The following is a 17,229-nucleotide window of genomic DNA, read 5'->3' on the forward strand; positions in this document are numbered from 1 at the left end:
ATGGCTAGTCTCCTTCTGTTTGAGTTTCACAACAAACAATTCTAGGAAACCAAGCGTGGCCCGCCTCTCTTTCAATACACGCTGATGGCAGCGGTGCTAGCTGTTACAGAAGCGGTGGGATGGTATCAAGAGCTTGCCGACCGGGCGCAGATGGCGGCCGAACAACTGCAAACCGAGGAAGCAACTAAGAACGCTCTCGTGATGCCACTGCTGCAGCTTCTCGGCTACGACGTGTTCAACCCCCTCGAAGTGGTGCCGGAGTTCGTGGCCGATGTCGGCATCAAGAAGGGCGAAAAGGTCGACTACGCAATTATGGCCGACGGCAAGGCCATCATGCTCTTCGAATGCAAGAGCGTCGGCGCCGATCTTGACAAGCTTACGCCGTCGCAGCTCTACCGATACTTCTCGGTTACGGACGCGAGATTCGGAGTGTTTACAAACGGAATCGACTACCAGTTCTTTTCCGATCTCGAAGCGCCGAACAAGATGGATGGCAAGCCGTTCTTCGAGTGGTCGCTCATTAGCGTGACGGACCAAGTAGCAATGGAGCTCAAGAAGTTTTCCAAAGAAAACTTCTCGGAGGAGGATATCCTCCAAACGGCGAGCGACCTCAAGTACACGAAGGGGATAGCACGAAGCATCGCCGACGAATTCACCTCGCCCTCCGAAGAATTTGTGAAGCTATTCTGCCAGAGGGTCTACGACGGGCGAATATCGCAGGCGGTGAAGGAACAGTTCACGGAAATCACCAAGAGGGCATTCCACGAGTTCGTGCGTGATCGAATCCGCATGCGGCTAGAGTCTGCCATCCAGGGGGATGCGCCAGCTCGCATCGCCGAGTCGCACATCGAGGAGGAGCCGACTTCTGACGCTGGACCGTCCGTTGTCACAACCGAGGAAGAAATTGAGGCGTTCTACATCGTGAAGTCGATTGTTAGAGATGTCTTACCACCGGCTCGAGTGACAATTCGCGATACGCAGAGCTACTGCGGAGTGCTGGCGGACGACAACAATCGGAAGCCGATTTGCCGGCTTTACTTCGATTCGCGGCGGAAGTACATCGGGCTATTTGATGCCGAGAAGAAGGTGAAGCGGGAAGCGATCGAATCCCTGGAGTGTATTTATCAGCACGCGCAATCGCTGTGCGAAACGGCCTCCAGGTACGCTAACGAATCCTAGCTCCAACGGGCAGATAGTTGACGGCGCGAGTCAGGAAGGCTGATCGAACTCGCCGCAGTGACGGCGGCTGGTATGGAGCCCTGTAAGGTTTGCCGGCCTTAGGCGGAGGCAAAGCGTGGAGTTGCGAGATGTCTGAGGCAGTAGTATGCAATGCCCCATGCCCGCCGTACCTGAGGCGAATCGACTGTGGCGACGCAGCGGAATTCTTCGATGCAGTCAGCACCTCAGGTGCCAACAGCAAGTTCTTTCGGCGGGAATCGTGGATTCTGTCGCGGTGTATCTTGCGACCGACACCACTTGCGCCCAACAGTGTCTCGCGCAGACTTTCTTGAACTCGCAACAGATGTGGTGCTGCACGGCAAGTATGGCATGGTTAACACTAACAGCGAGCATCTCTCTAGCCAGGAGCAAGTGCTCATAGAACTATCGCTGCGAATGCAGTTCATCCAGTCTTGCAATGACGCCACCCATCAGATACGTGGCTTTAGCATTAGCCCCGCGCCGGTTGTTCAGACGCTGACGCGCGGGGCTCAGTCCATATTGCCAAAGATTGCCGCTAGCTCAAGCTAGCGTCGTGGACCTCGATCTACTATCCGCGGAAACACATCTGGCGGCCACGCTGGTGCCGGCCAATTGAATCCAATCCGCTTTAGGCGATCCTCAGGCGTCCAGTGAGTCCGTAGTAAGACATTGGCGGCTTCCTACTTCTGGAAAATCGCCGACGCACACCGCCGTAGATTTGGTCGAGAAACGCCAGAGAGCGGAGAACTGCAGCGCAGCTGATACGGATGGTGCGGCGACGAGTCATTTCCGCCACTCATCCGGGTCAGCGTCGCCCAGTCCCGAACAAATGCCGATATCGTCAATCTCGCGCTCACCGGCAAGTTGACGGTTGAGGAAGGCTTCGAGGAGTGGCCTCGCCTTGTACAACTTCCGGCGGCCCACTGTGCGAATGTGCTCTTGGCGAGCCAGTCGTAGAACCTCGCGGCGCAAGAATCCGACGCTCACATCCAGCACGTCTGCCATCTGCGGCGCCGTCAGCCAGGAGCCAGGGCGGTCGGGCTTTGTTGGATCTGGCACTATGTACTACCAATTTGATGTTTACTTACCTGAGAGTTCATCCACGCCTCGCATAAAAAAACCTTTCGATCGCTCCTGGCGGAGCCCCCGTGGGGGGTGGCCAGAAGGACCCCGAAGGCCCCCGGGGGGATAGGAGGTGAGCCTGGGGGAGGGGGACCAGCCGCCCGGTGGCCGAAACACCCGACGGCCGGCTTGCCCTTGCGCTGCTGCTTTGGCAGATCTGCGTCTCTTGGGTTTGAGGAGCGACGCTCGCCGCAGCTCCCCCATCACCCCACCAGCGAACTGGTAGAAAGTATCGCGGGCCTACCGATCATCAGGCCGTGCTGGATCTCAACGGCGGCGGACCACCGAAAGCAGCGATCGCCTCGGGGTACCGTCGCTTGATGGCCAGGCAAGCATCAGACCAGCGGCACTTGTGCTTGTCCATGTACTCCTCGGCGAGCTCACGGTAGCCGATGTTGGAGTTGGACGCTGGCTTCGTAGCTAGTACAGATTTCATCTATTGAACCATTTGTTGCTTGGACTGAATGGCGGCCCTGTGCGGATCTAACCTGGCAACGGACCGCACTTGCTGGTTGGACGGTGTCCGCTACCGCGTCGCTGGATGCGAACCCACGCTTCTCGGCGTGAGCAGTTCCGCTCCCGCATGACCTGGCGAACTAGCTGCCTGGACTCCTCGATGCTCAGTGACTCCTGAGCGTCCTCCTGTTGTGGTGATCGGGGCTGTTTGGTAGGCATCTTCGTTTCTCCTGTGCTTTAATCATGCTGCTGGTTATCGGTTTTCAACCACGCAACATTTGGGGGGTAAGGGCTCCGGTCTCGGCCCATTCGTGAATGTGGGGGTGGGAGACTTGGTCGACTTTGCTGATTCGCTGCAGAAGGCGGCGTGGAACTTCTGAAATGAGAGTCTCCAAAGCCCGCTTAGCAGCGATGTGTTTCGCAGCCGCTTCATTGAAGTGATCGCGAGCCTGCTTCGCTTCCGACTTTAGAACAGCCAGTCTTCCCGCGTGGGCCTTCTGGGCTTCGTACTCGTATTGCTCGATCTGTTCGCCTGCCAACCGCTCGGAGGTCACAGCTCCGTCCGCGGCATCCAAGGCTTCGTAGGCTCTCTTGCGTTTGGCGTCGGCGTCGTCAACAGCCGACTGGCCGACTCCGCGGCTGCGTAGTTGCCTGGCATGGCCTATTCGGCGGAGCTCGCTTCGCATCGCCCGTGGCGTGCCATCGTCCTGCTTCGGCAAGCTCGTTGTCGCGAGCACGGTGTCGCAGCACTGACAGCGGCCAATCACATGGACTTCAGCGAAGTACGGCTCGATGGCTGCAATTTGGTCTTCGTCCAGCTCGAGGCTATTGAGCGAGTCAAGCGAGTCAGCGGTGCGTTCGATATCGCACAACGCCTCGTAGGCCGCGCAGACCGCTGCCGGGTCAATCGGCTCATACGCGGCAAGACTTTTGATTCTCGGCGGCCGTGTTTGGGGGGCGTTGGACTGGGCGGTGTTGTTGGCGGGGCTCGTTTGGACGGTGGCGACTGGGGCTGCTGTCGGCATGTTTGCTAGTCCTACTTGGTGGGAATGGGCCACTGCCGCTGGCAGATGGCGTACTTGGAAATACACTTCGCGTTGTAGCGATCGGCCTCGCGCGAGAGTGCGGGGTTCTCACGGTGCACCCGGCTGATCACGGCCGACAACAGCGTGTCGGATAGCTCGAGATACTCAGACTCGTTGTAGAGTCGCTGGGCGAGCTCCTGGGCGGCCGCCTCGAGCGCTTCGACCGCGGCCAGGCCCTGGGGGGTGTCTTGCGGCACTAGAGGATCTCCGGCGGATTCATGGGGTCGGCGGGGCTGCTGGCGCGCCGACGCAGGTGGGCGTCGATCTTCTCGACGTCCACCTCGCTGAAGTACAGCACCCCGTTGAGCGACAGCGCCGGCTCGACGCCGGCGGCCGCGGCTGCTCGTCGGATGTCGGACAGCGGGGATTGGATCTGAACGGCGATGCGTCCGATCGGCAGTAGGTTGGGCGTGTTCATGCTGGAATCCTACACGGGCCAAACAACAGGAAGTTCCGATTGGAACGTCGGCTCATCAATTACGAGAAAGCCCTGGTCGCAGGCCAGGCATACGCACTGCCGAGTGGACCCGCCATCGCCGTTGGGGGCCGTCTTGACCCGCCGGAATCCAGGGTGCCCACAGTGGGGGCAGGCGGGCTTGGGGATCAAGAGCATCGGCGCCTTTGACCAGTCGCGTCGGGTTGGGTTCTCAGCAGCCACTCTCGAAACGGCACTCCATCGCAGGTCTCGTAAACTTCTGGTTGGCTACGGCTGTTTTCCGGTCGCCAGTGCTGACAGCAGGGCGATCCGGTACAAGTCGGGAGCATGCTGCCGGCCGAGCCGTACGCTCTCCTCCGACCCGAATACGTACAGGGCGAGCCGGTCGCGCTCGGCGGCTTCCATGGCGTCGAGCGCCGCGCCGTGGTTGCGTTCGAGCAGGTTGTGGCTGGCCTGAATCTCTACACGCCGCACCCGGCTGGCCTTTGCATCGAAAGTCCCACGCCGCGCAGGCGGCGTCTCGGCGGGAGCTGGTAGTGTGCGACTGCTCATGCGACCTCCACGGGCTTCTTCCAGTGATCCGGGTCAGCTGCCAGCACGCGCAAGCATGCCGATCGCAGTCGGCTGCCCGACTTCGCTTCTGGATCAGAACGCTTTGCAACGGCCACTATTTCGCTTCTGGCGTCCCGAGGCAGAGCGTCGTGGGCGTGTCCCCACTCGGCTTCCAGCTGTCGCAAGTTTTCCTCGCGCTGCTCCCTCGCAGCCCGGTCGACGTCAGACTCCGGCACGTGGTTCTTCGGTGGCCATTCGTCGAGCTGCCCCATCACCCGCCGGTAGAGCGCCCCGGGTGCCCAAGCACCTGCCGGGGCCGATTCAAACTCTTCGATTAGGGCGAGGCACTCCTCGGGCTGTAGCGGCGTCTCGCGCGCCGCCCTGCCCGCCACCGAGACCCCACACCTACGCAATCCCTCCTCCACCTCCTCCAATCCGGGCCCCCCGGTCAACGGCCCATTCCCGGAGGGGGTAGGGGGAGGAGATTCTTCTCTTCTCTTCTCTTCTCTAGGTGCGCCCTTCGTAACGCGAGGTGCGTTACTCCTTGCGTTACTCTCAGCGTTACGTTTAGTGCGGTGGTTTGCTGCCCGCGTCGCCGTAAGTGCACGCCGCTTAGCATTTTTCGACATGTGACGTTCCCACTTCGGAAACCTCACACCACTCTCGGTGCTCTCGAGCCAGCCGACCTCGACTAGCGCGGCCGCGAACCCGTCCGCCCTCACGTAGCGATCGATCCAACTAGTCGTAACGCCAGGTGCGTTACCGTCGGCGCATTTCTGATCCGCCCACGCCCACAGGCGATGGAGCTTGCCCACGACGGCGTCCTCGTCGAGCCCCGTACAGGCTGCGAGCGCAATGACCTCAGGCTCATCACAGAGTCCGCTACGCATCTTGATCCAATCACCAGCCATGGCGGGGCCTCCGGTACAACGTGCTAGCAAGTGGCGATGCCTTCGGCCTCAGCTCGCAAAACCTCGGCGTATGAGATCCGGACCTGGTGCCCGAGCCGCACGGCGTGGATCTTCCTGGAAGCAATCCAGGCGTCGATCGTGCGCTCGTTGACGCCCCACCGCTCCGCCAATGACTTGCGATTGAACGGCGGCGGCTCAATGGGCGGCGGTGCGATTGCCGCGGCCAAGGCGATCAATGGCGCCACCATAGCCAGAGACTGCAACAGTCCGGCAGAGTGAGGGGAGGCCGCAGCGATCGCAGCGGCCACAAGAGCAAGGCCAGAGCACTTTCTAGTCGTCACCTTAGGATCTCCTTCAATTGCGGTGGGGGGCTGGACACACCATCCAGTCAGCCTCCATCTGCAACTGATTACAGCGGCCGAGCGCTACGCTGAGATCACGATTCCAGAAAGATTTCTGCGACTGTATTTCTAGCGCAGAATGGCAAGGATTGACACAAACCGCAGCGCTACTCTGACGATCCGTAGCGCTTCAAGGAGTAAACCCGTACTTCGACGCGATGCTCCTTACGTACTTCCGCGAGGCGCCCGTTCGTTGAGCGATCACGCCGTAATCCGGTGCGACTCCCCTCGCTCTCGCGTCCGCCAGGAGATTCACAGCTGCGCGAACTACCTCACTGCGCGGCTCACGCGTGCTTCGATGCGGAACCTCGATCTGCTCGTCTCCAATTACCCGAACACATTCCTTGTAGAGGTGCAGTTCCAAGAGACCGATATCGAAGGCAGGAAACCGCCGAGCAGAAAGTTCCTTAAAGAACCGCGTCATGCTCTCTTCATCGGGTTCCGAGGTGAGACCAGAGGCTGCGGCGGTCGACAATACGTCCTCTCCATACTCCTCAGCCACCTCTAGGTAAGACAGTCCGGCATACGAACCAACCTGAGCTGGGAATGGGTTCGCCGCATTGAACAGTTGGCGGGTTTCCGGCTTTACTGACTCGCGAAGGCAGTCCAGTGAGTCCTCCAGGTGCGCCGCACGGCTGGCAACATCGCCAGGGCTGTTTACGCTGTTGTCGCAATTGGGCGGAATGAACGACGCATATGCAGCACACTCCACCACGGAATGAGCCAATCGATATGACTCGATGCACAACGCTTTCTGGCGATCGTTCAACAGAATCCTCCTGCTAGTCCAACCCGGCCAGCCCGAGCGCCGCAGGAGAGGGCTGCTCGGGCAGGCCGACGCGGGTGATCAAGCCCGCTGGCTGGATGGTTGTTCGCCGCCATTCTAGCGGCTACGGGGCGTCCCCTCCTGCAGCTTCTGCAGCGCCTCGTGCAGCGCTTTGGCCAGAAGGGCCTGGAACTGCGGCGATTCCGCTAACTGTTCGAGTCTTGTATCGCCCACTTCTTTTCTCTTAGACGTAGCTAGTCTTACTGTCTTGCCGAAGCGTCTTGCTGCTGGCGGTCGGTCACGGCCATGATCGCGTAGTAGAACACCGGTGTAAGAATGACGCCGAATAGCGTTACGCCGAGCATGCCGAAGAACACCGCGGCGCCCAGCATGTAGCGCATTTCGGCGCCGGCGCCGGTCGCCATGACCAGCGGGACGACGCCCAAGATGAACGCGAACGAGGTCATCAGCACGGGCCGCAGGCGTAGGCGGCACGCGTCGAGCGTGGCCTGACGGCGGGACGCGCCCTGGGCTTGTCGTTGGCGGGCGAACTCGACGATCAGGATCGCGTTCTTGCACGCCAGCCCGACCAGCACGACAAAGCCGATCTGCGTAAAGATGTTCACGTCCAGGCCCAGGTACAACACGCCGGCGACCGAACTGAGCAGGCACATCGGCACGACCAGGATCACCGCGAGCGGCAGCAGCCAGCTCTCGTAGAGCGCGGCCAGCACGAGGAAGACAAAGACCACCGCCAGGGCGAACACGTACATCGCCGTGTTGCCCGCCTGCAGCTGCATGTAGATCATGTCGGCCCACTGGAAGGCCATCTGCTTAGGGAGCTGTTCACGGGCGATGCGCCGCATTGCCTCCACCCCCTGGCCTGAGCTTGTGCCGGGTGCGAAGTCGCCATAGACAATCGCCGCGGGGTAGCTGTTGAACCGTTGCAGCATCACCGGGCCGCTGACACGTTTGACGGACAAGAGCGTCGACAGCGGGACCATGTCTCCCTGGCGGTTCTTGACCTGGATCAGTCGGATGTCGGAAACCCGGCTGCGGTAGTCGGACTCGGCCATGACGTTCACCTGCCACGACCTGCCGAACTCGTTGAAGTCGTTCACGTAGTAGGAGCCGATGTTGTACTGCAACGCGCTGAACACGTCGGCGACGCTGACCCCAAGCGACTCGCACTTGTCGCGGGCCACATCAAGGTAGATCCACGGCGTGTCCGCTCGCAGTCCTGTAAACAGACCACTAAGCCCGTCGGTAGAGTTGCCGCGCTCGACTAGAGCGTCCGCGGCGTGCTCCAGCGCTAACAGCCCCTGGTCGTCCCGGTCCTCAACCACCAGCGTGAAGCCGCCGATCACGCCAAGCCCATCAACCGGGGGAGGCGCGAAGACGGCCGTCTGGGCCTGGCTCACTTGCTGCCGGCAAGCGGAGCGGATCCGTGCGGCGATCGCGTCGGCGGTTAAATCACGCGAACTACGCTGATGGAACGGCTCAAGCATGACGTACAACGATCCTAGGTTCGACGCGTTGGCGTTGAGCAGGATCGACTGGCCCGAGATTCCCACAGTGTGCGCCACGCCCGGCGTCCCCCGGGCAATTTGCTCGACGGCGGATGTGACGGCCTCGGTCCTTTGCAGAGACGCGGCGTCGGGCAACTGGACGTTGAGCAGCAGGTAGCCCTTGTCCTGCTGCGGCACGAAACCGGAAGGCGCATGGTCCAGCGTGTCGTACGTCAGGTAGAGCAACCCACCGTAGATCACGAGCACCACGACGCAGACGCGGAGCAGAATCCCTGTTGCGGCGGTATAAGCCCGGTTGCTTTGGTCGAAGGCCAGATTGAACAGCTTGAAGAACCAGCCGAACAGGCCGTTGAGCAATCTGGTCAGGATGTCGGGCTTGGCGCCGACCGGCTGGAGAAGCAACGCCGCGAGGGCGGGGCTGAGCGTCAGCGAGTTGAAGGCGGAGATGATCGTCGACACCGCGATCGTCACGCCAAACTGCCGGAAGAACTCACCGGTTATGCCCGCGATGAACGCGCACGGCAGGAATACCGCCGAGAGCACCAAGGCCACGGCGACCACAGGCCCCGTAACTTCTTGCATCGCTTTGACTGCCGCGGCGTGGGGCGTTTCACCCTGCTCGAGCCATCGCTGCACGTTCTCCACTACGACAATAGCGTCGTCGACGACCACGCCGATCGCTAGCACCAGGCCAAACAGCGAGAGGTTGTTGAGGCTGAACCCGAGCACCGCCATCACCGCAAAGGCGCCAACTATCGCCACCGGCACGGCGATTAGTGGGATGAGCGTGGCCCGCCAGTTCTGCAGGAAGACCAGCACCACGAGCCCGACAAGCACCATCGCGTCGCGGAGCGTCTTGAACACCTCGGTGATCGATTCGTGGATGAACGGGGTGGTGTCGTAGACGATCTGGTACTCGACGCCCGGCGGGAACCGGCGGCTGAGCTCGTCCATCTTTGCGTAGACGCTGCGCGCCGTCGCAATGGCGTTAGACCCCGGGAGCTGGAAGACCGAGAGCGCGACCGATGGCTCCCCGTCCAGCGTGCACGCCTGGCTGTACTGCTGAGACCCTAGCTCGACCCGAGCGACGTCCGACAGGCGGACGATGCTGGCCGCCGGGTTGACCCCGATGCCCGTGTTCTTCGCGATCCGCGCGTTGGCGTTCGCCGCCGCGGTAGCGCTGCGGGCGGCGCCCGTCGAGGTGTTGCCCCGCGCCCCGTCGCCGGTCAGCCCGCCCCGGAGATCGCTCTTGATCACGATGTCGCTGAACTCATCGACCGTGGTCAGGCGCCCCAGGGTAGTGATCGCCAATTCCAGCTGCTGACCGGCCGGCGCGGGCTCTGCCCCGATCTGACCGGCGGTGATCTGGGCGTTCTGGTCCTCGATCGCTTGCACCACCTCCGCGGCCGTCAGCCCCAGCGAGGCAAGCCGCTGCGGGTCTAGCCACACCCTCATGCTGTAGTCGCGTTGCCCCATGAAGGTCACGTCCCCCACGCCGTCGAGACGCGCCAGCTCATCCTTAATCTGGAGCGACGCGTAGTTGCTCAGGTAGAGGTTGTCCCGCAGCATCTGGTCGGTTTCGGGGTCTCGCTGCGACACGAGGTTGATGATCATCAGCGTGTTAGGCGACTTCTTCGTAACCGTGATCCCCTGCTGCTGCACGATCGACGGGATTGTGGGGAGCGCCAGTGACACCCGATTCTGCACCAACACCTGATCGATCGTGACGTCGGTTTCCAGCTCGAAAGTGATCGTGAGCGTGTAGGCGCCGTCGTTCGTGCACACCGATGACATGTAGATCATGCCTTCGACGCCGTTGACCTGCTCCTCGATCGCCGAGGCGATCGTGTCTCGCACCACCTCGGCGTTCGCCCCGGGGTATCGGGCCGAAACCACGATCGTCGGCGGAGTGATGTTGGGGTACTGCGATACCGGCAGTTGGAAGACCGCGATTGCGCCGCTGATTGTGATCACAATCGAAAGCACCGCGGCGAAGATCGGACGGTTGATGAAGAACTCGGAGATCACGCCGTTTCCTCCCGCAGCTCAGCGTGGCGGATGGACGGACGGGGCAGCCCTAGGACTGCGGCGCCGGCCAGCAGGCCTAACACAAGCCCCACTAGGATGGACCACCAGAAGGACAACGGGCTCACCCTCCAGACCAGCAGCCCCAGCAGGCCGCCGACCCCCGGCCCGACAAGCAGCCCAACGGCGCGGCGCATGACGGGGGACGATAGCAGCCCCGCGGCGCCGACCCTGCGGATCAGGTAGTAGAAAACCGGCGTGAGCACGATCCCGAACAGCGTGACCCCAAACATCCCGCAGAACATCGCGACGCCCAGCGCCCGCCGCATTCCGGCGCCGGCGCCGGTCCCAACCACCAGCGGGAGCACTCCCAGCAGAAACGCACACGAGGTCATCACGATCGGCCGCAGCCGCACCTCCGCGGCTTCCACCACCGCGTCGAACAGTTCGGCGCCCTGGTCCTGAAGTTGTTTGGCAAACTCCACGATCAGCACCGCATTCTTGCAACTCAGCCCCACCAGCACCACAAACCCAATCTGAGTAAAGATGTCGACGTTCATCACCGGGAACGCCCAGACGCCGAGGATCGAGAACAGCAGCCCGAGCGGGACCACCATGATAATCGCCAGCGGCAACGCCCAGCTCTCGTACAGAGCCGACAGCACAAGGAAGACAAAGACCACCGACATGGCGAAGATGTAGACGGCCGTGTCGCCCGCCTCGACCTGCATGTAGCTGAGGCCCGTCCATTCGTGCTGCATGCCGTCAGTCAGCGACTCGGACGCCAGCTTGTCGACCACGCGGATCGCCTCACCCGAGCTGACGCCAAAGTCCGCCCGTCCCATGACCGGCGCCGACTCGTAGATGTTGTAGCGGAACACGATCGGCGGGCCGGTGACGATCTGCTGCGTCGAGAACGCCCGCAGCGGCGTCATCGACCAGCTCGTGTTCCGCAGCGGCAGCCGCCCAAGGTCCTCCAGCTGGCTGCGCCGGCTCGCGTCCGCCTGGATGTTCACCTGCCACCGGCGACCGAAGAGGTTGAAGTCGTTGATGTAGGCCGACCCGGTGGTCGACTGCAGCGTCGACGCCACCTCCTTCACCGCGACGCCCATCGCCCGCGCGTGGGTTCTATCGACATCAAGCAGCACCGAGGGGTACTCGGCGTCTCGGAACGTGAACACGTCGGCGATCTCGCTGCTTGCCAGCGCGTCGTCGAGCAGCGTTTGGGTCGCGTGCTGCAGCTCTTGCTGCGGCGCCGCCGTGCGGTTCTCGACCATGAGCTCGAATCCCCCGGACACCCCCAGCCCTGCAACGGGCGGGGGCGGCAGGATCTGCACGATCGCGTCGTTCAACTTGGCCGGGTACTCGTTCCGCAGCCGCATCAGCATCAGCAGGCCGTTCTTGGAGAGCGTGCGTCGCTCCTCAAACGGGTCGAGGATGATGAACAGGGTGCCGTAGTTCGAGCTGTTCGCATTGACCAGTATCGAACGCCCCGACAACGTGATGACGTGCGCCACGCCGGGCGTGTCCAGCAACTGCTGCTTGAGTCGCGAGAGCACCTCTGCGGTTCGCTGCATCGACGCGCCGTCGGGCAACTGCACGTTGGCTAGCAGATACCCTTTGTCCTGCAAAGGGATGAAGCCCTGCGGTGCGTGCGTGAACGACCAGCCCGTCAGGTAGAGGAGTCCGGCGTACAGCAGCAGAGCGGTGAGGCTGCGGCGGACAAAGGCCCGCACCGCTCGTGAGTAGACTCGCTCGGAAAACTGGAAAGCCCGGTTGAACCAGCCGAACGGCCATCGCAGAAGCAGGAAGAGCGCTCGCCCAACCAAGTCCCTCGGGGCGCCCTTGGGCCTCAGCAGCCTCGCCGCAAGCACGGGGCTCAACGTCAGCGAGTTGAAAGCTGAGAATGCCGTCGAAACCGCGATGGTAACCGCGAACTGGCGGAAGAACTCCCCGGTGATGCCCGCGATGAACGCGCAGGGCAGAAAGACGGCCGCCAGCACCAATGCCACCGCTACGATGGGCCCCGACACCTCGTCCATCGCTTTGATGGCCGCCTCTCGCGGTTCGAGCCCCTCCTCAAGCCACCGCTGCACGTTCTCCACCACGACGATCGCGTCATCCACGACTATGCCCACCGCCAAGACCAGCCCGAACAGCGACAAGGTGTTGAGCGAGAACCCGATCATCGCCATCACGGCGAACGTGCCGACAATCGCCACGGGGACAGCGACCAGCGGGATGATGGTCGCCCGCCAGTTCTGCAGGAACAGCAGGACCACCACCGCCACCAGCACGGTCGCCTCGCCGAGCGTGTGGAAAACATCACGGATCGACTCGGCGGTAAATGGCGTGGTGTCGTAGACGATGGCGTACTCGAGCCCGGCCGGGAACGCGCCGGCGAGCTCCTTCATCTTCGCGCGGATCGCCGTGCCCACCTCCAGGGCGTTGGCGCCGGGGAGCTGGTACAGCGCCAGGCCGACGGTGGGCATGCCGTCGAGCGTGGACGTCATGCGGATGGCCTGCGACCCCAGCTCCACCCGTGCCACGTCGCGCAAGAGCACGGACCGCGTGGTCGGGCCGTGACGCGTGACCCCGTCGCTTTCCGTCTTGACGACGATCTGCTCGAAGTCCTCGACCGTGCCCAGCCGGCCTTTGGCGGAGAGCGTTAGCTGCAGTTGCTGCGTCGACGCTGCCGGCGCGCCGCCGAGCTGCCCCATGACCGCCTGGATGTTCTGCCCCCTTAGGGCGGCTACGACATCGCCAGGCGTCATGCGCCGGTAGGCCAGTTGATCGGGCAGCAACCAGACCCGGATGCTGTAGTCCCGCTGCCCGAGGAACGTCAGGTCGCCGACCCCGTCGATGCGGGACAGCTCGTCGATCACGTGCAGCGTCGCGTAGTTGCTCATGTAGAGCGTGTCGTAGGTCTGGTTGGGCGAGACCAGGTTGACGACCAGCAGGATGTCCGGCGACTTCTTCTGAACGACGACCCCCTGCACCTGCACAATCTGCGGCAGCTGCGGCATCGCCAGCGACACCCGATTCTGCACGGCGACCATCGCCTCGTCGATGTCGGTCTCTAGGGCGAAGGTGACCGTCAGCATGTATGTGCCGTCATTGGACGACTGCGACGACATGTAAAGCATTCCCTCGACGCCATTGACCTGCTGCTCGATCGGCGACGCGATTGTGTCGGCCATCGTCCGCGCGCTGGCGCCGGGGTACCGAGCGATCACCTGGATCGTGGGTGGCGTTATCTCGGGGTACTGTGAAACCGGCAGCGTGAACACCGCCAGGGCGCCTGCGAGCGTGATCAGGAGCGAGATTACCGACGCGAAGACCGGGCGTTCGATGAAGAACCGGGAGATCATCGAGCTCTCGAAAGACGGGTCCGGTGAGGCTGGCGATCGGCTAGGGCGTCGCGGGAGCGGGCGCGGCGGGCTGGGGTGTGCTCTCCGGTGCGGCGTTTGACGAGTCACCGCCTGCCGGGGCGCCCATCGCCGGAATCGGCGCCGGCGTCGCGACTGCCTGGGCGGTCGGCATTGGCGCCTCCTTCACCTGGGCTTGCTCTCCAGGCTTGGCGAACTGGACTCCACTCACCACTACCCGCTCTCCCTCCGCCAGCCCGTTTCGGACAACCCACAGGCCGTCGTCCGTCATGCGGCCGAGCTCCACCCGCCGGTACTCAACCTTGCCCTGCGCATCGACCAGGTACAGGAACGTCTGCCCCTGATCGTTGACCACCGCCCTCTCAGCGACCAGGGGCAGCCGCTCGGGCTTTCCGACCGGGAGCTTCACACGCACGAACATCCCCGGCAGCAGCATCCGAACACCCGCCGCGCCGGCGGGGTTCTCAAACTCGCCGCGGACCACAATCGTGCCGGTGGAGGAGTCGACCACGTTGTTCGCGAAGTCGATGACGCCGTGGTGTGAGAAGCCGTTGTCGTCCTGCAGGCCGATCGATACGGGCGCCTTCCCCGACTTGGCGGGGGGCGATTGCCCATCGTACATCGATCGGAGCACCTGCAGCATCGTCTGCTCGTCGACGTCGAAGTAGGCGTAGATTGGCGACTGCGACACCACCGTTGTGATGAGCGTCTGGTTCTGCGTCACCAGGTTGCCCACTGTCAGGTAGTAGCGGCTGACGCGTCCGTCGATTGGCGAGTAGACCTTCGTGAACTCGAGATCAAGTCGGTACTGCTCCAGGTTGGCCTTTGCCGACTGCACCGCCGCCTGGGCCTCTTGGACCTTCGCCTCACGGGTGTCCAGCTCCTGCTGACTGATGGCCCCCGCATTCTCTGCTCGGATCGCCTTGGCGCGATCGTTCTCTTTCTGGGCGAGGTTCAGCTGCGCCTCGTTAAGCGTGACCTCGCCCTGCGCGGCGTCAAGCTTGGCTTGGTAGGGCCGGGGATCAATCTCCGCCAACAGCTCCCCCGACTTCACCACGCCCCCTTCACTGAACGGGAGCTTGACCAGATATCCCGTTACGCGGGCCTGGATATCGACCGATTGCGCTGCGGCGGTCGTGCCGGTGAACACCCTGAAGTCCCCCACCTCACGGACGATCGGCTTGCTAACGGTCAGGGTGACCGGCTGAGCGGGGGGCGGTTGCAACGCGGCGGGCCGGCAGCCTACAAGCGTCAGCAGCGTTGCCAGGGTGGGCAGGACTTGGGTGAGGTTCCAGGCACGCATGAGAGTAAGGAGCCGCGGGTTCTCCGGAGTGGAATTGCGTCCAATTCGCCAGGGCGATTATAGCCACAATCCCACCAGCCTGTGGGCGGCTTCTCAGCAGAGGATCTCGCCCTCTCCATCCCTCTCCCACCGCATGCCCGCCCGCCTGGGACCGCCCCACAGCCATGCTGTTGACCGATGGTAAGCCTTGACGGTTGTAACGGTCGGTTCGACGCCAGGGTTCCACGTGTCCGCTCCGCACCGGTTGCACCGATTAAGTGCGTTGTACGGTTTCAACGCGTCGTGACGCGTGCAGTCTCGAGAGATCAGCAGCAGTCGGACGCATGCAGCCCAGGCACCTACCAACGCCGACGCGCGACAGGCCGCCCGCCAGCGTCGGCGGCTGGCGGACCTTGGCGCTGCTGGCGGTCGTGGCGATGAGCTCCGGCTGCGCCGGCCTGCGTGACGCGCGGCCGGTCGACTGGTGGCGAAACGGCCTGCTCGTCGGCCCCAACTACTGCCGCCCTGCCGCGCCCGCCGCCGACGACTGGATCGACGCCGACAGCCCCAAGCTGATCCCCTCCCCCACGAACGAAGAGGACTTCGCCTGGTGGGAGACGCTCGGCGACCCGGTTCTCAACGGCCTCGTGCAGTCGACCTACGAGCAGAATCTCACGCTGCGGGCCGCGGGGCAGCGGGTCCTGCAGGCGAGGACGCAGCTCGCCATCACCACCAGCGGCCTGTTCCCGCAGCACCAAGCCTACGAGGGCGGCTACACTCATGTCCAACGCTCACGCCGCGGCGACCTCACCGGACTGAACGAGCTCAACAATCGCCTCCCCACCCCCATCCAGATACCGCGGACGCTCGAGTCGTGGCGACACGGGTTCACCCTTGGCTGGGAGATTGACGTGTGGGGGCGTTTCCGCCGCGCGATCGAGGCGAGCGACGCCCGGCTCGGCGAGTCGGTGCAGAACTACGACGCCATCCTGGTCAGCCTGATCGCCGATACGGCCACCGCCTACGTGCAGCTACGTGAGTACCAGCAGCGGATCGCGCTGGCCGAACAGAGTGTAGCGCTGCAGCAGTCGAGCTTCGGCATCGCGAAGGCAAGGTTTGACCAGGGCGCAGTCACGGAGTTGGACATCGACCAGGCCACCGCCACGCTGGCCAACACGAAGGCGTTGCTCCCTCAGCTAAGCATCCAGCAGAGGATCGCCAACAATCAACTGTGTGTACTAGTGGGCCTGCCCCCGGCCAACCTGGCCAGCCGCCTTCCGCCCGCCCCGGTACCGGCGGCCCCGGCAGAGGTGGTGGTGGGCATCCCAGCGGAACTGATCCGACGCAGGCCTGATGTAAGGGCCGCGGAGCGGCGCGTGGCCGCCGAGAGCGCGCTGATTGGGGTCGCTACCGCGGAACTCTACCCGGCGTTCAGCATCACCGGCAGCCTGGGTTGGCACGCCAGCGAGTTCAGCTCGCTGTTCACGTCGGCGGCCAACAACGGCACTGTCGGTCCCTCGTTCCACTGGAATATCTTGAACTACGGCCGAATAGCGAACAACGTACGCGTACAGGAATCCAAGTTCCGCGAGCAGGTCGCCCTCTACCAACAGACCGTTCTCCGGGCCAACCAAGAGGCCGAGGATGCGATTGTGTCCTACCTGCAGTCGCGAGAGCTGGTGGCCGCGTTGCAAGAGAGCGTCGACGCCCTCAAGAAGTCCTCAGCGGTCGCGGTCATCCAGTACCGCAATGGGCAGGTCGACTTCAACCGCGTCGCCACCGTTCAGTCGCAGCTCGTCACGTACCAGGACAACCTGGCGTCGGCGCAGGCGAGCGTCGCGCTGTCGCTGATCCAGATCTACAAGGCGCTCGGCGGCGGGTGGCAGATCCGCTGCGGAGTCTCATCCGAGTCGGTGGTCGCGGCGGCCGAGCCAGAGCGGCTGCCGCCCGTCGAGCCGGATCCCCCACTGCAATTGATAATCGAGTAGGCTTCCAACTCGTTGGCGTACGGTAAGTCAGGCGCCGCGTCTGGCAAAGATCGATAATCCACCAGGGTGACGCGTCCTAGCCATCGC

At 63.1% G+C, this 17,229-nt stretch carries 14 protein-coding genes; 2 read left to right on the forward strand and 12 right to left on the reverse strand.

The genetic code is table 11. From position 1 onward, the window contains the following. The first annotated feature begins 84 nt into the window (after positions 1–84). The gene (locus KOR34_RS25745; protein ID WP_146569028.1) at positions 85–1,179 is read left to right on the forward strand and encodes a type I restriction endonuclease; all 1,095 of its coding nucleotides are present in this window, start codon (positions 85–87) and stop codon (positions 1,177–1,179) included. Positions 1,180–1,983: 804 nt separating this feature from the next. Here KOR34_RS25745 and KOR34_RS25750 read toward each other — a convergent pair. The 12 genes from KOR34_RS25750 to KOR34_RS25805 form a co-directional block, all read right to left on the reverse strand. After that, positions 1,984–2,205 (reverse strand): hypothetical protein, encoded by a 222-nt coding sequence (locus KOR34_RS25750; RefSeq protein WP_146569029.1) that lies wholly within the window; start codon positions 2,203–2,205, stop codon positions 1,984–1,986. A gap of 367 nt (positions 2,206–2,572) precedes the next feature. Next, a complete protein-coding gene (locus tag KOR34_RS25755) occupies positions 2,573–2,758 on the reverse strand; it encodes a hypothetical protein (protein ID WP_146569030.1) in 186 nt (61 codons plus the stop codon). Positions 2,759–3,041: 283 nt separating this feature from the next. Next, on the reverse strand, positions 3,042–3,803 hold the full coding sequence (locus tag KOR34_RS25760; protein WP_146569031.1) for a hypothetical protein: 762 nt from the start codon (positions 3,801–3,803) through the stop codon (positions 3,042–3,044). 11 nt (positions 3,804–3,814) lie between these two features. Continuing rightward, positions 3,815–4,060 (reverse strand): hypothetical protein, encoded by a 246-nt coding sequence (locus KOR34_RS25765; RefSeq protein ID WP_146569032.1) that lies wholly within the window; start codon positions 4,058–4,060, stop codon positions 3,815–3,817. Continuing rightward, complete coding sequence (locus tag KOR34_RS25770; RefSeq protein WP_146569033.1) at positions 4,060–4,281, reverse strand: hypothetical protein; 222 nt, start codon at positions 4,279–4,281, stop codon at positions 4,060–4,062. Before KOR34_RS25770 ends, KOR34_RS25765 begins: the two co-directional genes overlap by 1 nt. Before the next feature lie 285 nt (positions 4,282–4,566). Continuing rightward, positions 4,567–4,851 carry a hypothetical protein gene (locus tag KOR34_RS25775; protein WP_146569034.1) on the reverse strand — a complete coding sequence of 95 codons (285 nt, stop codon included), beginning with the start codon at positions 4,849–4,851 and terminating at the stop codon, positions 4,567–4,569. Continuing rightward, positions 4,848–5,762 (reverse strand): hypothetical protein, encoded by a 915-nt coding sequence (locus tag KOR34_RS25780; protein ID WP_146569035.1) that lies wholly within the window; start codon positions 5,760–5,762, stop codon positions 4,848–4,850. The genes KOR34_RS25775 and KOR34_RS25780 overlap by 4 nt, the downstream gene beginning before the upstream one ends. Before the next feature lie 23 nt (positions 5,763–5,785). Beyond that, positions 5,786–5,998, reverse strand: coding sequence for an excisionase family DNA-binding protein (locus KOR34_RS25785; protein WP_197531752.1), 213 nt, complete (start codon positions 5,996–5,998; stop codon positions 5,786–5,788). Between the two features lie 295 nt (positions 5,999–6,293). After that, on the reverse strand, positions 6,294–6,932 hold the full coding sequence (locus KOR34_RS25790) for a hypothetical protein (protein WP_146569037.1): 639 nt from the start codon (positions 6,930–6,932) through the stop codon (positions 6,294–6,296). A gap of 257 nt (positions 6,933–7,189) precedes the next feature. After that, entirely contained in the window at positions 7,190–10,486 is a 3,297-nt protein-coding gene (locus KOR34_RS25795) for an efflux RND transporter permease subunit (protein ID WP_146569038.1), read from the reverse strand. Next, entirely contained in the window at positions 10,483–13,854 is a 3,372-nt protein-coding gene (locus KOR34_RS25800; RefSeq protein WP_146569039.1) for an efflux RND transporter permease subunit, read from the reverse strand. Before KOR34_RS25800 ends, KOR34_RS25795 begins: the two co-directional genes overlap by 4 nt. 40 nt (positions 13,855–13,894) lie before the next feature. After that, on the reverse strand, positions 13,895–15,175 hold the full coding sequence (locus tag KOR34_RS25805) for an efflux RND transporter periplasmic adaptor subunit (RefSeq protein WP_146569040.1): 1,281 nt from the start codon (positions 15,173–15,175) through the stop codon (positions 13,895–13,897). Positions 15,176–15,498: 323 nt separating this feature from the next. Here KOR34_RS25805 and KOR34_RS25810 point away from each other — a divergent pair, with 323 nt between their 5' ends. Then, positions 15,499–17,142: a TolC family protein gene (locus KOR34_RS25810; RefSeq protein WP_146569041.1), complete on the forward strand. Its 1,644-nt coding sequence runs from the start codon at positions 15,499–15,501 to the stop codon at positions 17,140–17,142. Positions 17,143–17,229: the final 87 nt, after the last annotated feature.

This window comes from Posidoniimonas corsicana (genome assembly GCF_007859765.1).
Lineage (GTDB): Bacteria > Planctomycetota > Planctomycetia > Pirellulales > Lacipirellulaceae > Posidoniimonas > Posidoniimonas corsicana.

What these genes read in the sequence shown, in the direction of transcription:
- KOR34_RS25745 (WP_146569028.1), top strand. Translation starts at nt 85, where the DNA reads ATGGCAGCGGTGCTAGCTGTTACAGAAGCGGTGGGATGGTATCAAGAG.
- KOR34_RS25750 (WP_146569029.1), bottom strand. Translation starts at nt 2,205, where the DNA reads ATGGCAGACGTGCTGGATGTGAGCGTCGGATTCTTGCGCCGCGAGGTT.
- KOR34_RS25755 (WP_146569030.1), bottom strand. Translation starts at nt 2,758, where the DNA reads ATGAAATCTGTACTAGCTACGAAGCCAGCGTCCAACTCCAACATCGGC.
- KOR34_RS25760 (WP_146569031.1), bottom strand. Translation starts at nt 3,803, where the DNA reads ATGCCGACAGCAGCCCCAGTCGCCACCGTCCAAACGAGCCCCGCCAAC.
- KOR34_RS25770 (WP_146569033.1), bottom strand. Translation starts at nt 4,281, where the DNA reads ATGAACACGCCCAACCTACTGCCGATCGGACGCATCGCCGTTCAGATC.
- KOR34_RS25775 (WP_146569034.1), bottom strand. Translation starts at nt 4,851, where the DNA reads ATGAGCAGTCGCACACTACCAGCTCCCGCCGAGACGCCGCCTGCGCGG.
- KOR34_RS25780 (WP_146569035.1), bottom strand. Translation starts at nt 5,762, where the DNA reads ATGGCTGGTGATTGGATCAAGATGCGTAGCGGACTCTGTGATGAGCCT.
- KOR34_RS25800 (WP_146569039.1), bottom strand. Translation starts at nt 13,854, where the DNA reads ATGATCTCCCGGTTCTTCATCGAACGCCCGGTCTTCGCGTCGGTAATC.
- KOR34_RS25805 (WP_146569040.1), bottom strand. Translation starts at nt 15,175, where the DNA reads ATGCGTGCCTGGAACCTCACCCAAGTCCTGCCCACCCTGGCAACGCTG.
- KOR34_RS25810 (WP_146569041.1), top strand. Translation starts at nt 15,499, where the DNA reads ATGCAGCCCAGGCACCTACCAACGCCGACGCGCGACAGGCCGCCCGCC.